18 protein-coding genes are annotated in these 18,892 nt (G+C 63.7%); 6 read left to right on the top strand and 12 right to left on the bottom strand.

The features are described from left to right. Positions 1–31 precede the first annotated feature (31 nt). Positions 32–2,170, bottom strand: coding sequence for a TonB-dependent receptor PqqU (pqqU, locus tag IT763_RS14710; RefSeq protein ID WP_193842886.1), 2,139 nt, complete (start codon positions 2,168–2,170; stop codon positions 32–34). Between the two features lie 518 nt (positions 2,171–2,688). Then, a complete protein-coding gene (gene gabD / locus IT763_RS14705) occupies positions 2,689–4,164 on the bottom strand; it encodes an NADP-dependent succinate-semialdehyde dehydrogenase (RefSeq protein WP_097101765.1) in 1,476 nt (491 codons plus the stop codon). A gap of 213 nt (positions 4,165–4,377) precedes the next feature. Between gabD and IT763_RS14700 the strand changes: the two genes are divergently transcribed. After that, positions 4,378–4,593 carry a glycogen synthase gene (locus IT763_RS14700; protein WP_004935234.1) on the top strand — a complete coding sequence of 72 codons (216 nt, stop codon included), beginning with the start codon at positions 4,378–4,380 and terminating at the stop codon, positions 4,591–4,593. Between the two features lie 37 nt (positions 4,594–4,630). On the opposite strand, the gene IT763_RS14695 is transcribed toward IT763_RS14700, so the two are convergent. Both IT763_RS14695 and IT763_RS14690 read right to left on the bottom strand, forming a co-directional pair. Further along, positions 4,631–5,545: a pyridoxamine 5'-phosphate oxidase family protein gene (locus tag IT763_RS14695; protein ID WP_016927179.1), complete on the bottom strand. Its 915-nt coding sequence runs from the start codon at positions 5,543–5,545 to the stop codon at positions 4,631–4,633. A 4-nt stretch (positions 5,546–5,549) separates the two neighbouring features. Next, positions 5,550–6,167, bottom strand: coding sequence for a glutathione S-transferase family protein (locus tag IT763_RS14690; protein WP_143778272.1), 618 nt, complete (start codon positions 6,165–6,167; stop codon positions 5,550–5,552). A gap of 98 nt (positions 6,168–6,265) precedes the next feature. Here IT763_RS14690 and IT763_RS14685 point away from each other — a divergent pair, with 98 nt between their 5' ends. The 5 genes from IT763_RS14685 to IT763_RS14665 all read left to right on the top strand — a co-directional run bounded on the left by IT763_RS14685 (position 6,266) and on the right by IT763_RS14665 (position 11,159). Beyond that, positions 6,266–7,177: a LysR family transcriptional regulator gene (locus IT763_RS14685; RefSeq protein WP_115436221.1), complete on the top strand. Its 912-nt coding sequence runs from the start codon at positions 6,266–6,268 to the stop codon at positions 7,175–7,177. Between the two features lie 147 nt (positions 7,178–7,324). Next, the gene (locus IT763_RS14680; protein ID WP_049300297.1) at positions 7,325–8,122 is read left to right on the top strand and encodes an alpha/beta hydrolase; all 798 of its coding nucleotides are present in this window, start codon (positions 7,325–7,327) and stop codon (positions 8,120–8,122) included. A gap of 1 nt (position 8,123) precedes the next feature. Beyond that, on the top strand, positions 8,124–8,495 hold the full coding sequence (locus IT763_RS14675; protein WP_033639957.1) for a RidA family protein: 372 nt from the start codon (positions 8,124–8,126) through the stop codon (positions 8,493–8,495). Between the two features lie 58 nt (positions 8,496–8,553). Continuing rightward, positions 8,554–9,741: an amino acid aminotransferase gene (locus tag IT763_RS14670; protein WP_049300296.1), complete on the top strand. Its 1,188-nt coding sequence runs from the start codon at positions 8,554–8,556 to the stop codon at positions 9,739–9,741. Positions 9,742–9,761: 20 nt separating this feature from the next. Next, the gene (locus IT763_RS14665) at positions 9,762–11,159 is read left to right on the top strand and encodes an amino acid permease (RefSeq protein WP_206194794.1); all 1,398 of its coding nucleotides are present in this window, start codon (positions 9,762–9,764) and stop codon (positions 11,157–11,159) included. A gap of 39 nt (positions 11,160–11,198) precedes the next feature. On the opposite strand, the gene paaY is transcribed toward IT763_RS14665, so the two are convergent. The 8 genes from paaY to paaF all read right to left on the bottom strand — a co-directional run bounded on the left by paaY (position 11,199) and on the right by paaF (position 18,890). Then, positions 11,199–11,795: a phenylacetic acid degradation protein PaaY gene (gene paaY / locus IT763_RS14660; protein WP_016927186.1), complete on the bottom strand. Its 597-nt coding sequence runs from the start codon at positions 11,793–11,795 to the stop codon at positions 11,199–11,201. 12 nt (positions 11,796–11,807) lie between these two features. Next, complete coding sequence (gene paaX / locus IT763_RS14655) at positions 11,808–12,746, bottom strand: phenylacetic acid degradation operon negative regulatory protein PaaX (RefSeq protein ID WP_016927187.1); 939 nt, start codon at positions 12,744–12,746, stop codon at positions 11,808–11,810. Positions 12,747–12,824: 78 nt separating this feature from the next. Then, the gene (paaK, locus tag IT763_RS14650) at positions 12,825–14,132 is read right to left on the bottom strand and encodes a phenylacetate--CoA ligase PaaK (protein ID WP_004935199.1); all 1,308 of its coding nucleotides are present in this window, start codon (positions 14,130–14,132) and stop codon (positions 12,825–12,827) included. A gap of 15 nt (positions 14,133–14,147) precedes the next feature. Further along, entirely contained in the window at positions 14,148–15,353 is a 1,206-nt protein-coding gene (gene pcaF / locus IT763_RS14645) for a 3-oxoadipyl-CoA thiolase (RefSeq protein WP_049300294.1), read from the bottom strand. Next, positions 15,350–15,790, bottom strand: coding sequence for a hydroxyphenylacetyl-CoA thioesterase PaaI (paaI, locus tag IT763_RS14640; RefSeq protein WP_016927190.1), 441 nt, complete (start codon positions 15,788–15,790; stop codon positions 15,350–15,352). The genes pcaF and paaI overlap by 4 nt, the downstream gene beginning before the upstream one ends. Then, on the bottom strand, positions 15,787–17,319 hold the full coding sequence (locus IT763_RS14635) for a 3-hydroxyacyl-CoA dehydrogenase (RefSeq protein WP_049300293.1): 1,533 nt from the start codon (positions 17,317–17,319) through the stop codon (positions 15,787–15,789). Before IT763_RS14635 ends, paaI begins: the two co-directional genes overlap by 4 nt. A 2-nt stretch (positions 17,320–17,321) precedes the next feature. Continuing rightward, complete coding sequence (gene paaG, locus IT763_RS14630) at positions 17,322–18,113, bottom strand: 2-(1,2-epoxy-1,2-dihydrophenyl)acetyl-CoA isomerase PaaG (protein WP_015378353.1); 792 nt, start codon at positions 18,111–18,113, stop codon at positions 17,322–17,324. Between the two features lie 3 nt (positions 18,114–18,116). After that, positions 18,117–18,890 carry a 2,3-dehydroadipyl-CoA hydratase PaaF gene (paaF, locus tag IT763_RS14625; RefSeq protein ID WP_206194793.1) on the bottom strand — a complete coding sequence of 258 codons (774 nt, stop codon included), beginning with the start codon at positions 18,888–18,890 and terminating at the stop codon, positions 18,117–18,119. Positions 18,891–18,892 lie beyond the last annotated feature (2 nt).

Raw genomic sequence — 18,892 nt, 5'->3', positions numbered from 1 at the left:
ATCCCGTTTTTTAACCTTAAGGTGCTTTGCCTTATTCAAAGCGATAAGACAAGGTGGCGCCGCCACCCCAGTTGCGCCCCGGCGCCGGCTCGAAATAGCGGCCGTTGCCTTCGTTGACGATCACCGAACCGACGTATCGGCGATCGAAAACATTGTCCACCCGGCTGAACACGTCCAGCGCCCAGCGGTCCCAGGTAAAGCGATAGCCGGCGTTTACGCCGGCCACGGTGTAAGCGGGGGCCTGCGCGCTGTTGGCGTCATTGGCCTGAATGTCGCTCATGTAGCGCAGTTCCGCGCCGGCGTGCCAGCCTTCCGGCGGCGCAAACGCCAGCGAGGCGTAGCCCATGTTGCGGGCGATGCCCGGCAGGCGATTGCCGGCGGGGGTGCAGCCGGCTTTGCCGCACATTTCGCTGCGGTAGGTGGCGTCCAGCAGCGTCCAGGCCATATGCAGCCGCCAGTCCAGCGCAAACTCCTGATCCAGCGCCAGCTCCAGGCCGCGCCGCCGGGTTTTGCCGGCGTTGGCGTAGCTGGTGCGTCCGCCGCTGCTTTCCGCCACCACCAGCTCGTTGTCGGTATCGGTCTGGAACAGCGCAGCGCTCACCAGGCCGTTGCCGAGGCGCAGTTTGCTGCCCAGTTCGACGGTGTCGCTGGTGGATGGCTGCAGGCCGATATTAAGGCCCGTCTGGCCGTCGGGGCGGTAGGAGAGTTCGTTGATGGTCGGGGTTTCAAAGCCGCGGCCGGCGGAGAGATAAACGTTCCACGCCGGGTTGATCTTGTAGTTGAGCGAGCCCATCGGCAGCCACTGGTGGTAGCGTTTGCTGCCGCTGTCGTCGCCGTTGCGCGGCGTGATGTAGTAATCGGTCGAGTCGAAGCTGACCGTGCTGTAGCGCAGGCCGGCGTCCAGCGTCCAGTGTGGCGTCAGTTGCCAGGAGGTTTGCAGGTAAGGATCCAGGTTCCAGATGCGGTTCTTCTCGTTGCGCCGCTGGTCGCCTTTCTCGCCGTAGTCCACTGTGCCGTCTCGCAGAATAAAGTTTTCGAACCCCTGGCGGCGTTCGGTCATGGTTTCATAATCCAGACCGCCGATCAGTGTTACCGGTAACGATGCGAGAGTATCCTCATGCTTCCAGCGAGTGTCAATGCCCTGATATTTTCTTTCCAGCACGATCACCCCGCCGGCGTGGGTGGGGTTGAGCTGCGGCCCCATCGGGATCGATTGGTACTGCGTGGTGTGGCGTTCGCCGTGGTAAGCGGTCAGCGTCAGTTCGTCGCGCTCGCTCATCTGGCGCTGATAGCGCAGGCCGGCCTGGGTTTGATCGAGCGATTTGCGGGTGTTGTATTGATCCGCGCGCGGCGCCTGGCGTGGGTTTTCCTTCCATTCCGCTTCGGTCAGGCCGCCCGGATCGCCGGCATCGATTGAGACGCTGTTGAACATCAGCGTCAGGGTGCTGACGTCGTCCAGCCGCACGCCGAGCTTGCCGTTGCCGAGGTTTTTCCGCGCGGCGCTGTGATCGCGGTAGCCCTGAGTGGTGAAGCGGGTGCCCGAAATGGCGTAGTTGACGTCGCCGGCCTGGGTGCCGTCGCCGGTGGCGCCGGTCGCTTTCACCCCGTAGCGCCAGGTGTTGTCGCTGCCGAAATAGCCGCCGGCCTCCAGCGTCGGCGGCTGGGTGCCGGTAATCGTATCAACATTGATCACCCCGCCCGAGGCGTTGCCGTACAGCGCGGAATAGGGGCCGCGCAGCACCTCGATGCGTTCGACGGAATTGATGTCGATGTTGGAGGTTTGTCCCTGGCCGTCGGGCATGGTGGCGGGAATGCCGTCGACGTACATGCGCACGCCGCGCACGCCGAACATCGAACGGCTGCCGAACCCGCGTATCGACAGCTGCAGATCCTGCGCATAGTTTTGCCGGTTTTGAAGCTGCAGGCCCGGCACGCTGCCGAGGTTTTCCGACAGGTTAATCTGCGGGGCGGCGTTGCGCAGGTCCTGGCCGTCGATCACGCTGACGGACACCGGCGATCCCAGCTCGGTCAATCCGGTGGGTTGCGCCATCACCACCAGGGTGTCGCTTTTCTCTTTATTATTTTCTGCCGCCAGCGCCTGGCTGGCAAACATGGGATGTAGCAATAGCATTGCAGCCGGGGTCAGCACGGCGCTTTTCTTATTGGTCATGGGATAAATCTGCCACTGGTATTGAAAGGGAATCGCAGGTCGATTCAGAGTTAGCCATCTGTCGCTCCATCTACATGACGCTAAACGAAAAGGGTAAGGCATCCTGACATCAGTATAGAGTATCTCGGGCAGGAACGTTCCCGCAAAAACTCCGCTCCCAGCGACGGTTAACGGATTCATGAGCCTGGCTCATAAGCCCAAGCGTATTTCGCCCCATAGTCATGGCGGCAGTCGCGTTTTACAGTCACCACACCGGAGCGGCTCCGCGTCAGGCGGGGCCGGTATCAATCAGCGGGAGAGTGAAGATGCAAACACGCAAGTTGGGGCGCGAAGGACTGGAAGTATCGGCGTTGGGCCTGGGCTGCATGGGGCTGAGCTTTGGTTACGGCCCGGCGATGTAAAAACCGGGCAGATGTACCGAGATGGGCCGCATAGAGACAATCCCTTTTAACCGCAGAAAGATGCCTAAAGGTAGCAAACGCCAGGCAGGGCCCCCGCAGGCGCGGGGGCCCCTCACATCAGGCATCCACGCCGCCAAGGCACAGGTATTTGATCTCGAGATAGTCCTCGATACCGTATTTTGAGCCTTCGCGGCCCAAACCGGAGTGTTTCATGCCGCCGAACGGCGCCACCTCGGTGGAAATCAGCCCTTCGTTGATGCCGACGATACCGTACTCCAGCGCTTCGGCCACGCGCATCACCCGGCCGATGTCGCGGCTGTAGAAGTAAGCGGCCAGGCCGAACGGCGTGTCGTTGGCCATCTCGACGGCGTCGGCCTCCTGGCTGAAGCGGATCAGGGGCGCCACCGGGCCGAAGGTTTCCTCGCGGAAGATTTTTGCCGTGCGCGGCACGTCGGTCAGGATGGTCGGGGTGAAGAAATTGCCGCCCAGCGCGTCAGGCTTGCCGCCCAGCAGCACCGAGGCGCCGTGCTCGACGGCGTCGGCGATATGCTCGCGCACTTTCTCCACCGCGTCCGGGTTAATCAACGGGCCGATGGTGACGCCGTCATCCAGGCCGTTGCCGACTTTCAGCTTGGCGACGGCGGCTTTCAGTTTGGCGGCGAAGGCGTCGTACACGCCGTCCTGCACCAGAAAACGGTTGGTGCAGACGCAGGTCTGGCCGGCATTGCGGTATTTCGAGGCGACCGCGCCGGCCACGGCGGCGTCCAGATCGGCGTCGTCGAACACGATAAACGGCGCGTTGCCGCCCAGCTCCATGCTGGTTTTCTTGATGGTGGGCGCACACTGGGCCAGCAGCTGCGCGCCGACTTCGGTGCTGCCGGTGAAGGAGAGTTTACGCACGTCCGGGTTGGCGGTGAGCTCGCCGCCGATGCCTTTGCTGGGGCCGGTGATCACGTTGCACACCCCGGCGGGCAGCCCGGCGCGCTCCGCCAGCACGGCGATCGCCAGCGCCGAGAACGGGGTCTGGCTGGCGGGGCGGATCACCCCGGTACAGCCCGCCGCCCAGCCGGGGCCGGCTTTGCGGGTGATCATCGCCGCCGGGAAGTTCCACGGGGTGATGGCGGCGAACACGCCGATCGGCTCTTTCTGCACGATGATGCGGCGGCCCGTCTGGGGCTGCGGAATGGTGTCGCCGTAGACCCGCTTGCCTTCCTCGGCGAACCATTCGATAAAGGAGGCGGCATAGGCGATCTCACCGCGGCTTTCAGCCAGCGGTTTACCCTGTTCCGCCGTCATGATGCGCGCCAGATCTTCCTGATTTTCCATCATCAGCTCAAACAGCCGCCGCAGTTTGCCGGCGCGCTCTTTGGCGGTCAGCGCACGCCAGGCGGGCAGCGCCTTCTTGGCGGCGGCGATGGCGCGCGCGGTTTCTTCGGCGCCGAAGGCCGGCACATGGCCAACCAACTCGCCGTTGGCGGGGTTATGGATGGCGATCGCGTGGCCTGCTTTGGCCGGCAACCATTGCCCGTCGATGTAATTGGCCTCGCGGAACAGCGTGGGGTCCTTGAGGGTAGCGCAGATGCTGGTGCTCATGAGTCTCTTCCTTTTTGCTGAGTTCAACAGAGTGGTCTATCCCATACGGCTACCCTTTACCCTAGCAAATTTTGCCGCCGCCGTTTGCCCGCGCGGCAACAGGATGATCGTTTTCTTTATGCGCACCTTCTGTACAAAAAATATCCTCCGCCGGGCCGATACTGAAAGAGCAGGCATATGACCCTTTTCGATGTAATTAAAAGGAGTGTGCGAATGATGAAATCAGTGGACAGACATCTCGCGGCCTACGGCAGCGAAATGGATTTTTTGGCGTCGAGCATCGCTCTGATGGAATGGCAAGGGCGGCAGATTGACGCCGGGCAGGTGGCCGGCAATATGTCGGAGCAGCAAAGCCGCCTGTTCTTTGCGCGGTTGAATTATTTTCGTCAGCTTTATCAGGCCGCATCGGCGGCCGAACACAGCCTGTAATTTCCGATCCAGCCCCGCCGCAGCGGGGCTTTTCATTTCAGCGCTGCCACACCCCGGTCGCCAGCGTCGCCGGCGAATACTCCAGATTGCGCCCCCGCCACGGCAACGCTGCCGTAAAACGCCAGGCGCGACGAACGTCAAACCGCCAATAGCGTTCTGCGCCTTCAACGGCGGGATGCCCCTCCGCTTGCCAGAGGATTTGCGTTTCCCCCTGCAGATGCAGCACGTCGCCGCGTTCAAAATCGATGAACAGCAGCGCCGCCCGCGGTTCGGCCAGCAGATTGCCCAGCGTGTTCATATAGCGGTTGCCGCGAAAGTCCGGCATCCACAGCGTGTCACCTTCCAGGTGGATAAAGCCGGGGCGGCCGCCGCGATGAGAAATATCGACGCCGCCCTGCGTCAGTGCCAGGTGCGCGCAGCTGGCAACGAAGCTGGTATCCGCGGCGCGGATCAGCGCCTGTGCCGCCGCATCCAGCGAGGCTAAATGCTCAACCGGCTGTGGCCGACTGTCCACCGGGTAGAGTTCGCGGCGCTGAATGTACTGCGGGCAGTTACCGAAGCTTTGTTGAACGACGATCTCCACCCGGTTTTTGTCGGTGCGGCCGACGGTGCCGTTGGCGCGGTTGCGCCGCCGGTTGCTGAAATCCAGCCCGAGCGCGCCGATCGGTTTGCCGGGCAGCAACAGCGCCTGGGCGGGATCGTCGCTGCGACGCGGCGCGCTGATGCGTAAATGCGTGTCGTCCGGCGCGCGTAAAAATCCGGGCGGGCCGGTGAACAGGGTAGCGATCGGCCAGCCTTGTTCATCCAGCGTGGCGACGAACAGGTAGGGCAGCGCGGCGAAAAACGCGCGGTGCTGATCCGGCATCGCGGGATAGATGCCGCCGCCTACGCCGCCAAACCCGGCCAGTGTCTGCGCGCGCAGCTCGTCGGGATGGAACAGTTGCGGGATCATGGCGTCAGCTCCCCGCCGGCGCCGGCAGGGCCGGCATGGCGAAGAAACCGGGAAGCGCCGCGATGCGCGCCGTCCAGCGGCGTATCGCAGGGTAAGGCGCCAGCGAAATGCCGCCTTCGGCCGCGACCGCCACGTAGCTGTGGCAGGCCAGATCGGCGATGGTCGGGTGTTCGGTGGCCAGGTAGTCGCGCTCGCTCAGGTGCTGTTCCATCTGCGGCAGGAAACGATCGCTGATCGCCCGCGCCGCCTGATAATCCTCCGGCACGGCGAATTGGGCGATCAGTCGGCAAGAGGCCGGGCCGTAGCGAACTTCACCGGCGGCTTTGGAAAGCCAGGCTTGCACTCGCGCCGCCGCGGCCGGCTGTTCCGGCAGCCAGTGGCTGTCCGGCGCATAGCGTTTCACCAGATAGACCAGAATGGCGTTGCTGTCGGCCAGCGTCAGATCGCCGTCCTGCAAGACCGGGATCTGGCCTAACGGGTTGAGCCGGCGAAAGGCTGCGCTCTGCCGCACCTCCGCCGAGGCTTCGACCCATTCATAGGGCAGCGCCAGCATGCGCAGCAGCAACGCTACGCGGTGAACGTGGCCGGAAAGCGGGGTGCCGTAGAGAGTGATGGCGGACATGGCGTTTCTCCTCAGTGCTTTTTGTCAGCATACTCTTGCGCTGAGTGAGCGGAATACGGCAATGTGGAAATTGATAATTTCACTTTTCGGAAGAATCTATGGATCGGCTAGACGAGTTGGCCATCTTCGTGGCGGTGGTGCAGCAGGGCAGCCTGGCGGCGGCCGGGCGCAAACTGCGGCGTTCGGCGCCGGCGATCACCCGGGCGATCGCCGCACTGGAACAGCGTTTTGGCACCCGGCTGGTGGAGCGCACCACCCGACGGCTGGCCCCCACCGAAGCGGGTATGCGGCTGTTGGAACGCGCGCAACAGCTGCTGCAGGATTATCAGGCGGTGGTGCAGGATACCGCAGAAGCGCAGCTGAGCGGCTTGCTGCGCGTTACCTCGCCGGTGCAGTTCGGCCGCCGGTACGTGGCGCCGGTGGTGATGGCATTTCTCGATGACTACCCGCAGATGCAGATCGAAATGGTGTTGAACGATCGCAATCTCGATCTGATTGACGAAGGGTTGGATATCGCGGTGCGCATCGGTCATCTGCAGGACTCTTCCCGCGTGGCGCGGCGGCTGGGGCAGGTCAGCCGGATGACGGTCGCCAGCCCGGATTACCTGGCGCGCTGCGGCGAGCCGCGATCGCCGGCGCAGCTGGCGGAGCACGCCACCATCGTCGGCACCCAGCGGCCGTCGCTGCGCGAATGGCGCTTCGGCCCGCAGGAAAACGGCGAACGGGTGCGATTGGCTCCCCGACTGTTGCTCAACGACGTGGAAGCGCAACTGCTGGCGGTGCGCGCCGGCAAGGGCATCGCCCGGTTGCTCTCTTATCAGGTAGCGGACGATTTGGCCGCCGGTACGCTGGTGCGGCTGTTGACGGATCATGAGCCGTTGCCAATGCCGGTACAGCTGGTGGCGCAGCAGGCGCAACGCATGCCGCTGAAGGTGCGCGCCTTTTGGGATTATGCATTTGAACGGCTCAGCGCCTTGCCGCAAATTCAGCCGGACGGGCGGGGGAAATAAACGCAAAAAGTTTCATGGGTTAAACTTTTTCATTATTCTGCAGGTTTTATTTTACCGGGCGCGCATTGCTGGTGCGCCCGTCTTGACAATAATTTTGGCGGTGCTAATAGTTAATTTACATCTTAAATAATAAACGAAGTTTAATATATGAAACCACTTGCGGGGAGTTATGACAACGGCGCCACGGTGGATAATGAAGCGGCTATTTTGACTTCATTTCAAACTCGCAGCGCGTCTGTTTATAAACAGACGCGCCATGAAAATAATATTGCTTATGGCAACGGCGAACGCGAAACATTTGATTGGCTCTATTCTGCAAAGCAGCACCAGGGGACGTTAATTTTTATTCACGGCGGCTATTGGCAATTCTGCGATAAGGCGGATTTTGCCTTTATCGCCGCCGAACCGTTGGCGTTGGGTTTTGACGTGGTGCTGGTGGAATATGCGCTCGCGCCGGCGGTGGATCTTGACGAAATATGCCGACAGATCGGGGTGGCGTTGAATGCCATTCAGCGCCGCCTGCCGCCGCACTATGCCCATCCGGTTTATCTGTGCGGCCATTCCGCCGGCGGGCATCTGGCGGCGTTCTGGCAGCAGCATGCGTTGGTGGATGCCGTCTTTCCCATCAGCGGTCTGTTCGAGCTGGCACCGCTGCAACAAAGCTATGTCAATCGGGCGCTGCAGCTGAGCGCGCGGCAAATTGAAACGCTCAGCCCGGCGCGCCGCCTGCCGACGCGCGGCAAGCCGCTTACGCTGTATTACGGCGCATTGGAGCTGCCGGAACTGAGAGGTCAGTCGCAACACTATCATGCGGCGCTGCGCCAACGCGGGCTGCCGGCCGACCTGGTCGCGGTGCCCGGCGCCAATCATTTTACCATTCTGGATGCGTTGTTCGCCGCCGATGGCGCGCTGCTTCGCCAACTTAACCACCACGGGAACCACTGACATGCGCGAGATCGTAGAAACCGGGCTGCCGGAGATCGGCCAGCCTTTTTCCTGGGCCACCCGGGGCGGCGGCATGCTGTTTACCGCTCACGGCCCGGTGCGGGCGGACGGCAGCATCGACACCGGCGCACCGGAGCGACAGATTACGTTGACCTTCGATAATCTGGCGCAGACGCTGAAGGCGGCGGGCAGCCACAGCGATAAGGTTCTGCAGGTGATCGTGTATCTCACCGACGTCAATGACGTTAAATTACTCGATGATATTTACCGGAAATACTTTAATTATCCTTATCCCAATCGCTCCACGGTCATTGTCGAAAAATTGGTGGTGCCGGGAATGAAAATAGAAATTACCGTCAGCGCCATCGCCTGATTTAATTTCTTCTTAAGTCAGTCTTAATATTAATTCAATGACGAGTTAAGGATGAGTCATGTTTAAACAGATTACACCTTCCGCCGCCGACCCTATTATGTCGCTGATGGAAGCCTATTTGCAGGATCCCAATCCGAAAAAAGTGAATTTAGGCATTGGGCTTTATTACGACCGACAGGGGAATATTCCGCTGATGCAGGCGGTTGCGGCCGCCGAGCAGCGGTTGCTGGCGCTGCGTCGCCCGCACGGTTATCCGCCGATCGAAGGTTCGCCGCAGTTCGCTCGCCAGGTGCAGACGCTGCTGTTCGGTGAACAACAGGCGGCCGAGATCGCCACGGTGCAGACCGTCGGCGGCTCCGGCGCGTTGAAGCTGGCGGCGGATTTTTTGCGCCACTTTCTGGCGCGCGGTGAAATTTGGGTGTCCGATCCCACCTGGGCCAATCACTGGGCGATTTTCGAAGGCGCCGGGCTGCGGGTGAATACCTATCCCTACTTTGATGAAGCGGCGGGCGGCCTGCGTTTCGCCGCTATGCTCGACGCGTTGGACAGTCTGCCGCCCGGCAGCGTAGTCCTGCTGCATCCTTGCTGCCATAACCCGACCGGCACCGATCTGACGGCGGAGCAGTGGCGCGCCACGCTCGCCGTGCTGCAGCGGCGTAACCTGCTGCCGCTGTTCGACATCGCCTATCAGGGCTTCGGCGACGGGCTGGAGGAGGACTGCTTTGCACTGCGCGAAGCGCTGAAAACCGATCTGCCGTTTTTGGTCTGCAACTCGTTTTCCAAAAACGTCGCGCTGTACGGCCAGCGTCTGGGCGCGCTGTCGGTGCGCTGCGTCGATGCGGAAAACGCCGTCAACGTCAAAGGGGCGTTAAAAACGCTGATCCGCCGCAGCTATTCCTGCCCGCCGACGCACGGCAGCCAGATCGTGGAAACCCTGCTTGGCGATGCCGAACTCGGCGAGCTTTGGCGCGATGAGCTGGCGGAAATGCGCGTGCGCATCAAGCAAATGCGTGAACAGCTGGCCGCCGGCCTGGCGCAGGGCGGTTCTTCGCTGGATCATCGGCGCATACGCGATCAGCGCGGCATGTTCAGCTATACCGGCCTGAATGAAGCGCAGCTGCAGACTCTGCGACAGCGCTACGCCATCTATCTGGTCTCACCCGGCCGCATGTGCTTGCCGGGGCTCAATCCCGGCAACATTGACTACGTGACCGCCGCCATTCTCGACGTCACCCGTACCGCCTAACTCCGCCCGGGAGCACAGCCATGCCACAGATGAATGATTTTGAGCATATCGCCCGCCGTCAGGGCGGGTTGAACAAGCATCTTACCGCCGGACAGATGTTGATGCTGGCGATCGGCGGCGCCATCGGCACCGGGCTGTTTCTTGGCAGCGCCTACGCCATTCAGATGGCGGGGCCGTCGGTATTGCTGAGCTACCTGATCGGTGGCGTCATTGCGCTGCTGCTGATGGGCAGCCTGGCGGAAATGACCTCCGAACACCCGACGCCCGGCTCGTTCGGCGACTATGCCGAATTCTATCTCGGCCCGCTGTTCGGTTTTCTGGTGCGTTATTCTTACTGGTCTTGCGTGGTGCTGGCGGTGGGCACCGAAGTCACCGCCATCGGCATGTACATGCAGTTCTGGTTCCCGGCGACGCCGACCTGGCCGTGGGTGCTGCTGTTCTCGGCGGCGGTGATCGTTGTTAACGTGATCGGCGTGAAATCGTTCGGCCAGGTGGAATACGCGCTGTCCACCGTCAAAGTGACGGCGATCGTGGCGTTTATTCTGATCGGCATCGGCATTCTGGCGTTCTCGGGCAACCCGGCCTATGGCCTGCGCAACCTGACCGCCGGCGGCTTTATGCCGTTTGGCGTCAAGGGCATGTGGTTCGCGGTGATCGTGTCCATCTTCAGCTACCTGAGCATTGAAATGATCGCGGTGGCCGCCGGCGAGGCGAAGAATCCGGTGATTGCGGTGAAGGCGGCGTTCAAGGGCACCATCGTGCGGCTGTTCATCTTCTACATGCTGTCGATCGCCCTGATGCTGGCCATCGTGCCCTGGCGCCAGTCCGGCACCGGCGAAAGCCCGTTCCTGATGGCGATGAACGTGATCCATCTGCCCGCCGCCGCCGGTATTTTCAACTTTATCGTGCTGGTGGCGGCGCTGTCGGCAATGAACAGCCAGCTGTATATCACCACTCGCATGATGTTCTCGCTGTCGCGCGCCGGGCAGGCGCCGGCGGCGTTGGGGCGCGTCAGCCGGCGCGGTATTCCGGTCAATGCACTGGCGATGTCGTGCATCGGTATCGTGGTGTCTATCGTGCTGAGCCTGGTGGCGCCGAAAACCTCGTTCGCCGCCATGATGTCTATCTCGGTGTATGGCGCCTGCTTTACCTGGCTGATGATTTTCGTCACCCACCTGTTCTTCCGCCGCCGGCATCGGCAGACCCACCTGAAATTTCGCATGTGGGGCTTTCCTTATACCACCTTGCTCGGCGCCGGGCTGATGGCGGCGTTGATGATCTCGACCGCGTTTACCGAATTTTTCCGCATGACGTTGTGGTTCGGTATTCCGTTCACCCTGTTGCTGGTGGTGGCTTATCACTTCCAGAGCCGCCGCGCGGCTGTGCCGTCGCCGCTCAAGGCGCCGGAAGTGAAGTAATGCGGGGGAGGGGCTGAGGCGCGCCTTCAGCCCTTGCGACTACAGCTGGCTTTTCGGGATCAGGTGGTCGCCGAAACTCAGGCGTTGGCGGCCCGGTTCGATTTCGGCCAGCGGCGCCACTTCGTGCAGCGAGGATTTGCAGCGCTGCACCAGATCCTGATACTCGCGGGTGCCGGCGATCTTCCAGGCCAGCTCCTGTTCGGTCAGATCGCGCAGCACGCGCGCCGGGCTGCCGACCACCAGCTTGTTGGCTTCGATCACCGCCGCGGCTTTGACGAACGCCATCGCGCCGACGATGGTGTTCTCGCCGATCTCCGCACCGTCCATCACCACCGCGTTCATGCCCACCATCGCGTTGCGGCGAATGCGGCAGCCATGCAGGATGGCGCCGTGGCCGATATGGCCGTCTTCTTCCACCACCGTGTCCTGCTGCGGGAAGCCGTGCATCACGCAGTTGTCCTGAATGTTGGCGCCGTCGCAGATCACCAGGCGGCCAAAATCGCCGCGCAGGCTGGCGTTCGGGCCGATATACACGTGCTTGCCGACGATCACGTCGCCGATCAGCACCGCGGTCGGGTGCACGTAACTGCTGGGGTCAACGACCGGCGTCAGGCCGTCAATCTGATACACAGGCATAGCGTGAGTTCCTTAATATGTAGGGTCGCGCGGCAGGCCGCCGAAGCGCCGATAGTAGCCGGCGGCCGGCGCGGGCAGGGCGCCGATGGTGGTCTCCGCCAGCGCGCTGACGTACTCCGTCGCGGCGCGATCGACCTGCTGATAGAGATTGATGCACAGATTGCGGGCGATCTGGCCCTCCCATTGGGCGGGCAGCAGCGCGTCCGGCAGCAACGGATCTTTCAACACCACGCGACGGAAGAAGTGAATCAATAATAGCTTAATCTGGAAGCAGCGCAGCGGCGTCAGCGCCGCCGGGTCGACTTCGCGCAGCAGCGCCATCAGCGGCCGGAAGGAGACGATAAACTCGTGATAGCCGGCCGCCACGTCGCTGAGCGACCAACAGTCGGCCACCAGTTTCTGCAGGGTTTGCTCGGAGCGGTTATAGGGGTAATCGGCGCGAAAGTAGATCACCTGCTCGCTGGCGTTCAGTTCGCCGAGCAGCGCCGTCACGTCGGTCTGCGCATGGGTGGGGGCGGCCATCAGATTGTTGGCGATTTGCCCGAACCCGAGCCAGCCCAGCTCTTTTTTCAGCCGCGCGCGCGCGTTTTTTTCGGCGCATTCCAGCAGCAACAGCTCCCACTTGCCGTCCCAAGCGGGCTGCTCGCGCAGATAGATCTTCGATTCGGCGTGGCGGAACTGGCGCATTCCCTGCTCGGTCACGCGGTAGAAGCTGCGGCGGCCGATTTTCTCCACCGCCAGCCAACCTTCTTTTTGCAGGCGGAACACCGAGGTGCGCACGAAACGATCGCCGAAACCGAAGGCCTCCAGCAGCGCGCTCAGGCTGCCGAGCCACACTTCGCCGCCGCGGTGGCTGAGCGCGTCGCCGTACAGCGAAATGATCAGCGAGGTGCCGCTGATCGGCTGCGCGTCGACGGCGTGGCGAATGAACTCATCCAGTTTATGTTCCATATTTTTCCATGGGTTAGCCTTCGATGAGCCACAACATTAACATAATTTGGGGCGGCGTCATCCGTGACGCCGTGCGCCTCAGCGCGGCCGCAGATCGACCACGCGCTGCGCCTTGCCTTCCGAGCGAGGAATATCGCCGCAGTTGGCGATGCTGACGTCGGTGCTGACGCCCACGATCGATTTAATGTGATGGCGCAGCTGGTGGCAGATATCGCAACGCTGTTGATGGCTGAGGCTGAGCGCCGATTCTTTCAGTTCGACACGCACCGCCAGCGTGTCCAGATGCCCACTGCGGCTGACCTGCAGCTGATAGTGCGGCGACAGCTGCTCGAACTGCATGATCTGTTCTTCCACCTGCGACGGGAAGACGTTGACGCCGCGAATGATCAGCATGTCGTCGGAGCGGCCGGTGATCTTGCCCATGCGGCGCATCTGGCGCGCGTCGCCCGGCAGCAGCCGGGTGAGATCGCGAGTGCGGTAGCGGATCACCGGCAGCGCCTCTTTGGTCAGGGTGGTAAACACCAGTTCGCCGTGCTCGCCGTCCGGCAGGGCGACGCCGGTCTCCGGGCAGATGATCTCCGGCAGGAAGTGGTCTTCCCAGATGGTGGGGCCGCCGCCGCTTTCCAGACACTCCATCGCCACGCCCGGCCCCATCACCTCCGACAGGCCATAGATATCCAGCGCCTTGATGCCCATGCGGGATTCGATTTCGTGGCGCAGGGCTTCGGTCCAGGGTTCGGCGCCGAACACGCCGAGCCGCAGCGAACAGCCGCGCGCGTCGCCGCCCATCTTGCGTTCCAGTTCGTCGATCAGCGTCAGGCAATAGGACGGCGTCACCATGATGATGTCGGGTTTGAAGTCGAGGATCAGCTGCGCCTGGCGTTCCGTCTGGCCGCCGGACATCGGGATCACCGTCGCGCCGAGCCGCTCCGCGCCGTAGTGCGCCCCCAGGCCGCCGGTGAACAGGCCGTAGCCGTAGGCGACGTGCACCTTGTCTTTGGCGGTGGCGCCGCCGGCGCGCAGGCAGCGGGCGACGATATCGGCCCAGTTATCGATGTCGCGCTGGGTGTAGCCCACCACCGTCGGGCGGCCGGTGGTGCCCGAGGAGGCGTGGATGCGCACCACCTGCTCCATCGGCACCGCGAAGGTGTCGAACGGGTAGTTGTCGCGCAGATCCTGCTTGGTGGTGTAGGGGAAGCGCGCCAGATCGCTCAGCTGCTTAAGATCGTCGGGGTGTACGCCGGCCTGGTCGAATTTGCGTTTGTACATCGGCACATTGTCGTAGGCGTGGTGCAGCGTCCACTTCAAACGCGCCAACTGCAACGCTTCAATCTCATCGCGCGAGGCGAATTCGATCGTTTCGAGGGGCTGTGGATTTATTGTCATGGTTAGCCTCAGGGGTCAGACACGCTCAATGATCATGGCGATGCCTTGGCCGACGCCGATGCACATGGTGCACAGAGCGTAGCGGCCGGCTCGCCGTTCCAGTTCAAACAGGGCGGCCAGCGCCAGGCGCGCGCCGCTCATGCCCAGCGGGTGCCCCAGAGCGATCGCGCCGCCGTTGGGGTTAACCTGCGGGGCATCGTCCGGCAGGCCAAGCTGGCGCATCACCGCCAACGCCTGGGCGGCGAACGCTTCGTTCAGTTCGATGACGTCCATCTGCGCCAGGCTCAGCCCGGCGATCTCCAGCACCTTGCGGGTGGCCGGCAGCGGACCGATGCCCATCAGGCGCGGCTCCACGCCGCAGGTGGCGGTGGCAAGGATGCGTGCGCGCGGCGTCAGGCCCTGGCGCGCCGCCATCGCTTCGGAGGCGACGATCAGCGCCGCCGCGCCGTCGTTCAGGCCCGAGGCGTTGCCGGCGGTGACGCTGCCGGGCTGACGGAACGGGGTTTTCAGCGCCTGCAGCTGCTCGAAGGTGGTGTCGGCGCGCGGGTGTTCATCCTGGCTGAACAGGGTGACCGCGCCTTTTCTACCGGTGAGGCTGACCGGGGCTATCTCCTGCGCCAGGTGGCCCAGCGCCTGCGCCCGGGCGGCGCGCTGCTGGCTGCGCAGCGCAAAGGCGTCCTGATCGGCGCGGCTGATATTGAACTGCGCCGCGACGTTTTCGGCGGTCTCCGGCATCGAATCGGTGCCGAACTCGGCCTGCATCCGCGGATTGACGAAGCGCCAGCCGAGGGTGGTGTCGTACAGCTGTGCCTGGCGGCTGAAGGCGCTGTCGGCCTTGCCCATCACCAGCGGCGCGCGGGTCATCGATTCCGCGCCGCCGGCCAGCAGCAGCCCGGCGTCGCCGGCCCTGATGCTGCGCGCCGCCATCGCCAGCGCATCCAGGCCCGAACCGCACAGGCGGTTCACCGTAGTGCCGGAAACGCCGACCGGCAATCCGGCCAGCAGCAGCGCCATGCGCGCCAGATTGCGGTTGTCTTCCCCGGCCTGGTTGGCGCAGCCGAGGATCACATCGTCCAGCTGCGCCCAATCCACCTGTGGATAGCGCTCCAGCAGCACGCGCAGCGGCAGGGCGGCGAGGTCGTCGGCGCGCACCTGGGCCAGCGCGCCGCCATAGCGGCCGATCGGGGTGCGCACGCCGTCGCAGATAAATGCCTGATTCATGCCTGATCTCCTAAAATGCTGTGACCGAGGCGGTGCGCGCGGCCACGGAACCAGGCGACGGTTTTGCCCAGTTGGTTAACGATCTCGACGTCGTACAGCCCGGTGGCTTTGCCCTGGTGGCGCACCGCCGCGCTGGCGGTGAGGCGATCGCCGGCCAGCGCCGGGCGGACGAAGTCGATGCTGCAGCCGGAGGCCACCGCCGCCAACCCCTGGCTGTTGCAGGCGTAGGCGAAGGCGGTGTCCGCCAGGCTGAACAGCTGGCCGCCGTGGCAGGTCTGGTGGCCATTGAGCATCTGCGGGCCGACGGTCATGCTGACCTGAGCGTACCCGGCGTCGACGGCGTCGATATGCATCCCCATCGCCTGAGCGCAGGTATCTTGCTGGAACATCTGTTCGGCGCAGCGCTGAGCCAGCGCGCGCGGCGTATTGGCGTTCATCGTTCGGCTCCTGAGAAAGAGGCGGGGGAAGCGTAGCGGCGCAGCAGCGGCATCGGGCGATAGCGCGCTTCGCCGTAATAGCGTTGCAGGTTTTCCAGCGTTGTCAGAATGTGGCACCAGCCGAGTGCGGCGCCCCAGGCCAGCGGGCCGCGCGGATAGTTGACACCGCGCAGCATCGCCAGATCGGTATCTTCGGCGCCGGCGACGCCTTTGTTCACCACGTCGAGCGCTTCGTTGGCCAGCATGGCCAGAGTGCGCATCGTCAGCAGGCCGGGATAATCCGGCAGTTGAATGACCTGCTTGCCGAGGGACTGCAGCAGGCGAATCGCGTTGGCATTGTGTTGCGCGCCGTTTTGCGCCGCGCAGCTGATGGCGATGGCGGAGGCATGCGCATAGTCGGCACAGAGATCGAACAGCACCACGGGCGTTCCACGTTCGTCGGCCAGTTGGCCGGCGGTTTTACCATTGGTTAACATCAGTGTAACGTCGTCGATCGTGAGGTACGGGCTGGTCTGGCCAGGTTGTTTGATCGCCCCCGCATTTTCGATCAACAGTTCCGCCAAATCGGCCAGCGAAGACCAGTCGCCGTGCAGCGTGACGCGTTGCGGCGGCGCGGCCTGCGCCGGCGGCGCAAAGGCGATCATCTCTGCGGCGGGGCGTTGCGCGTCGTAGCGGTAGAAGCCGCGGCCGGATTTGCGGCCGAGATGTCCGGCGGCCACCAGCTCCTGCTGCACCAGTGAGGGGGTGAAGCGCGGATCCTGGTAGAAGGCCTGATACACCGAGTCGGTCACGGCGTAATTGACGTCCTGGCCGATCAGATCGGTCAACTGCAGCGGGCCCATGGCGAAGCCGCCGGCGTCGCGCATGACTGCATCCAGGGTGGCGGCGTCGGCCACCCGTTCCTCCAGCGCGCGCAGGGTTTCGGCGTAGAATGGCCGCGCCACGCGGTTGACGATGAATCCCGGCGTCGAGCGGCACACGACGCTCTGCTTACCCCAGCGCTGCGCCAGGGCCTGCAGCGCGGCGAGGGTCTCGGCCCCGGTTTCCAGACCGCTGACGATCTCCACCAGCTTCATCAGCGGCGCCGGGTTGAAGAAGTGCAGCCCGGCCATGCGCGCCGGGTGTTGCAAGGCGCCGGCGATGGCGGTGATTGACAGCGAGGAGGTATTGCTGGCGAACAGCGCCGTGGGCGAGCAGACCGCTTCCAGATCGCGGAACAGGCTCTGCTTGATCGCCAGATTTTCCGCCACCGCTTCAATCACCAGCGCGCAGTCGGCCAGTTGCTCGAGCGAGTCGGCGCGTTCGAGGCGCGCCAGCAGCGCCTCGGTGGCGTTTGCGTCGGCCTTGCCGCCGTCGACCCGCTGCCGCAGGCGGCGAGCGAGTTCGTCGATCGCGCGCTGGGCGGCGGCGGGCGCGATATCGAACAGCCGTACCGGGTGGCCGGCGGCGGCGGCCACCTGGGCGATGCCGATGCCCATGGTGCCGGCGCCGATCACCGCCACCTGGCCATTAAGAAGGGGCGCGTTCATGGCTATTTCCCGCTGAAATTTGGCGTGCGTTTGGCGAAGAATGCGCTGACGCCTTCGCGATAGTCGTCGCTGCGGCCCCCCAATCGCTGCAGATCGCGTTCCAGATCGAGCTGTTGATCGAGGCTGTTGGTGGCCGAGCTGTAGATGGCTTTCTTGATTAGCCCCAAACCGTAGGTCGGCTGGGTGGCCAGATGGCGCGCCAGCGTTTGCGTGCGGTCGGCCAATTCATCCGCCGGCACCACCTGCCAGATCATGCCCCACTCCAGCGCCTGTTGAGCGCTGATTTTGTCACCCAGCAAGGCCATGCCCATCGCGCGGGCGTGGCCGGCCAGCCGCGGCAGGAACCAACTGCCGCCGGAATCAGGCACCAACCCCAGACGGCAGAACGACTGAATAAAGCCGGCGTTGTCGGCGGCGATGACGATATCGCACGCCAGGGCCAGCGCGGCGCCGGCGCCGGCCGCCACGCCGTTGACCGCGCATACCACCGGTTTGGGCAGGGCGGTCAGGCGGCGGATCAGGGGGTTGTAGAAACGTTCGACCGACAGGCCGAGATCCGGCGCCTGTTGATCGGCGCTGACGTTGCGATCGTTGAGATCCTGCCCGGCGCAGAAACCGCGCCCGGCACCGGCGATCAGCAGGCAGCGCACGCTGTCGTCGCGCTCGGCTTGCGTCAGCGCTTCGCTCAGCTGGCGATGCATCTCGTCGTTAAAGCTGTTGAGCCGATCCGGCCGGTTGAGGGTCAGCGTCAACACGCCGGCGTCGAGATGGCTGAGAATCAATGCGTTATCCATAAATCAGCGCCCCTGATAGTTTGGCGTACGTTTTTCGAAAAAGGCGGCGATGCCTTCGCGGCGATCGTCGGTGGCGGCCAGGGTGACAAATTGCTGACGCTCCATCGCCAGCCCCTGGCTAAGGCCGATTTCCTCGGCCTGTTTCAGCGCCTGTTTGGCGGCGCGCAGCGCCAGCGGCGCCTGGCGGCTGATGCGATCGGCAATCTGCTGCGTGCGCTCCAGCGTCAGGGCATCGACACATACTTCGCTGATCAGGCCGGCCTGCAGCGCGGTGCGGGCGTCGATGGCTTCGCCGGTCAGTACCATCTGGCTGGCGCGCGTCTTGCCGACGCAGCGGATCAGACGCTGGGTGCCCCCGGCGCCCGGCATCAGGCCGAGGGTGATCTCCGGCAGGCCGAAGCGGGCGCTTTCGCCGCCGATGACGATGTCGCAGGCCAGCGCCAGCTCGCAGCCGGCGCCCAGGGCATAACCGTTCACCGCCGCCAGCAGCGGTTTGCTGAACTGCGTCAGCCGTTGCCACAGCTGCGGACGGCGATCCGCCAGCGTGGCCGGCAGATCCTGCTGTTGCAGTTCGCGCAGATCGGCGCCGGCGGCGAAGAAGCGCGCCGCGCCGGCGATCACCACGGCGCCCACGCCGCTGTCGGCGTCGGCCTGCTCCAGCCGGGCAACCAGCTGTTCCAGACACGGCGTGCTTAGGGCGTTACGCGCCTCCGGGCGATGCAGCGTCAGCGTGACCACGCGGTGTTGCTGCTGATGCAAAATAAAGGGGGTGTCCATCG

The organism is Serratia sp. CMO1 (assembly GCF_015689115.1).
GTDB lineage: Bacteria > Pseudomonadota > Gammaproteobacteria > Enterobacterales > Enterobacteriaceae > Serratia > Serratia marcescens.
The sequence above is the reverse complement of the archived record's forward strand: the minus strand, read 5'-3'. Positions and strand labels throughout refer to the sequence as shown.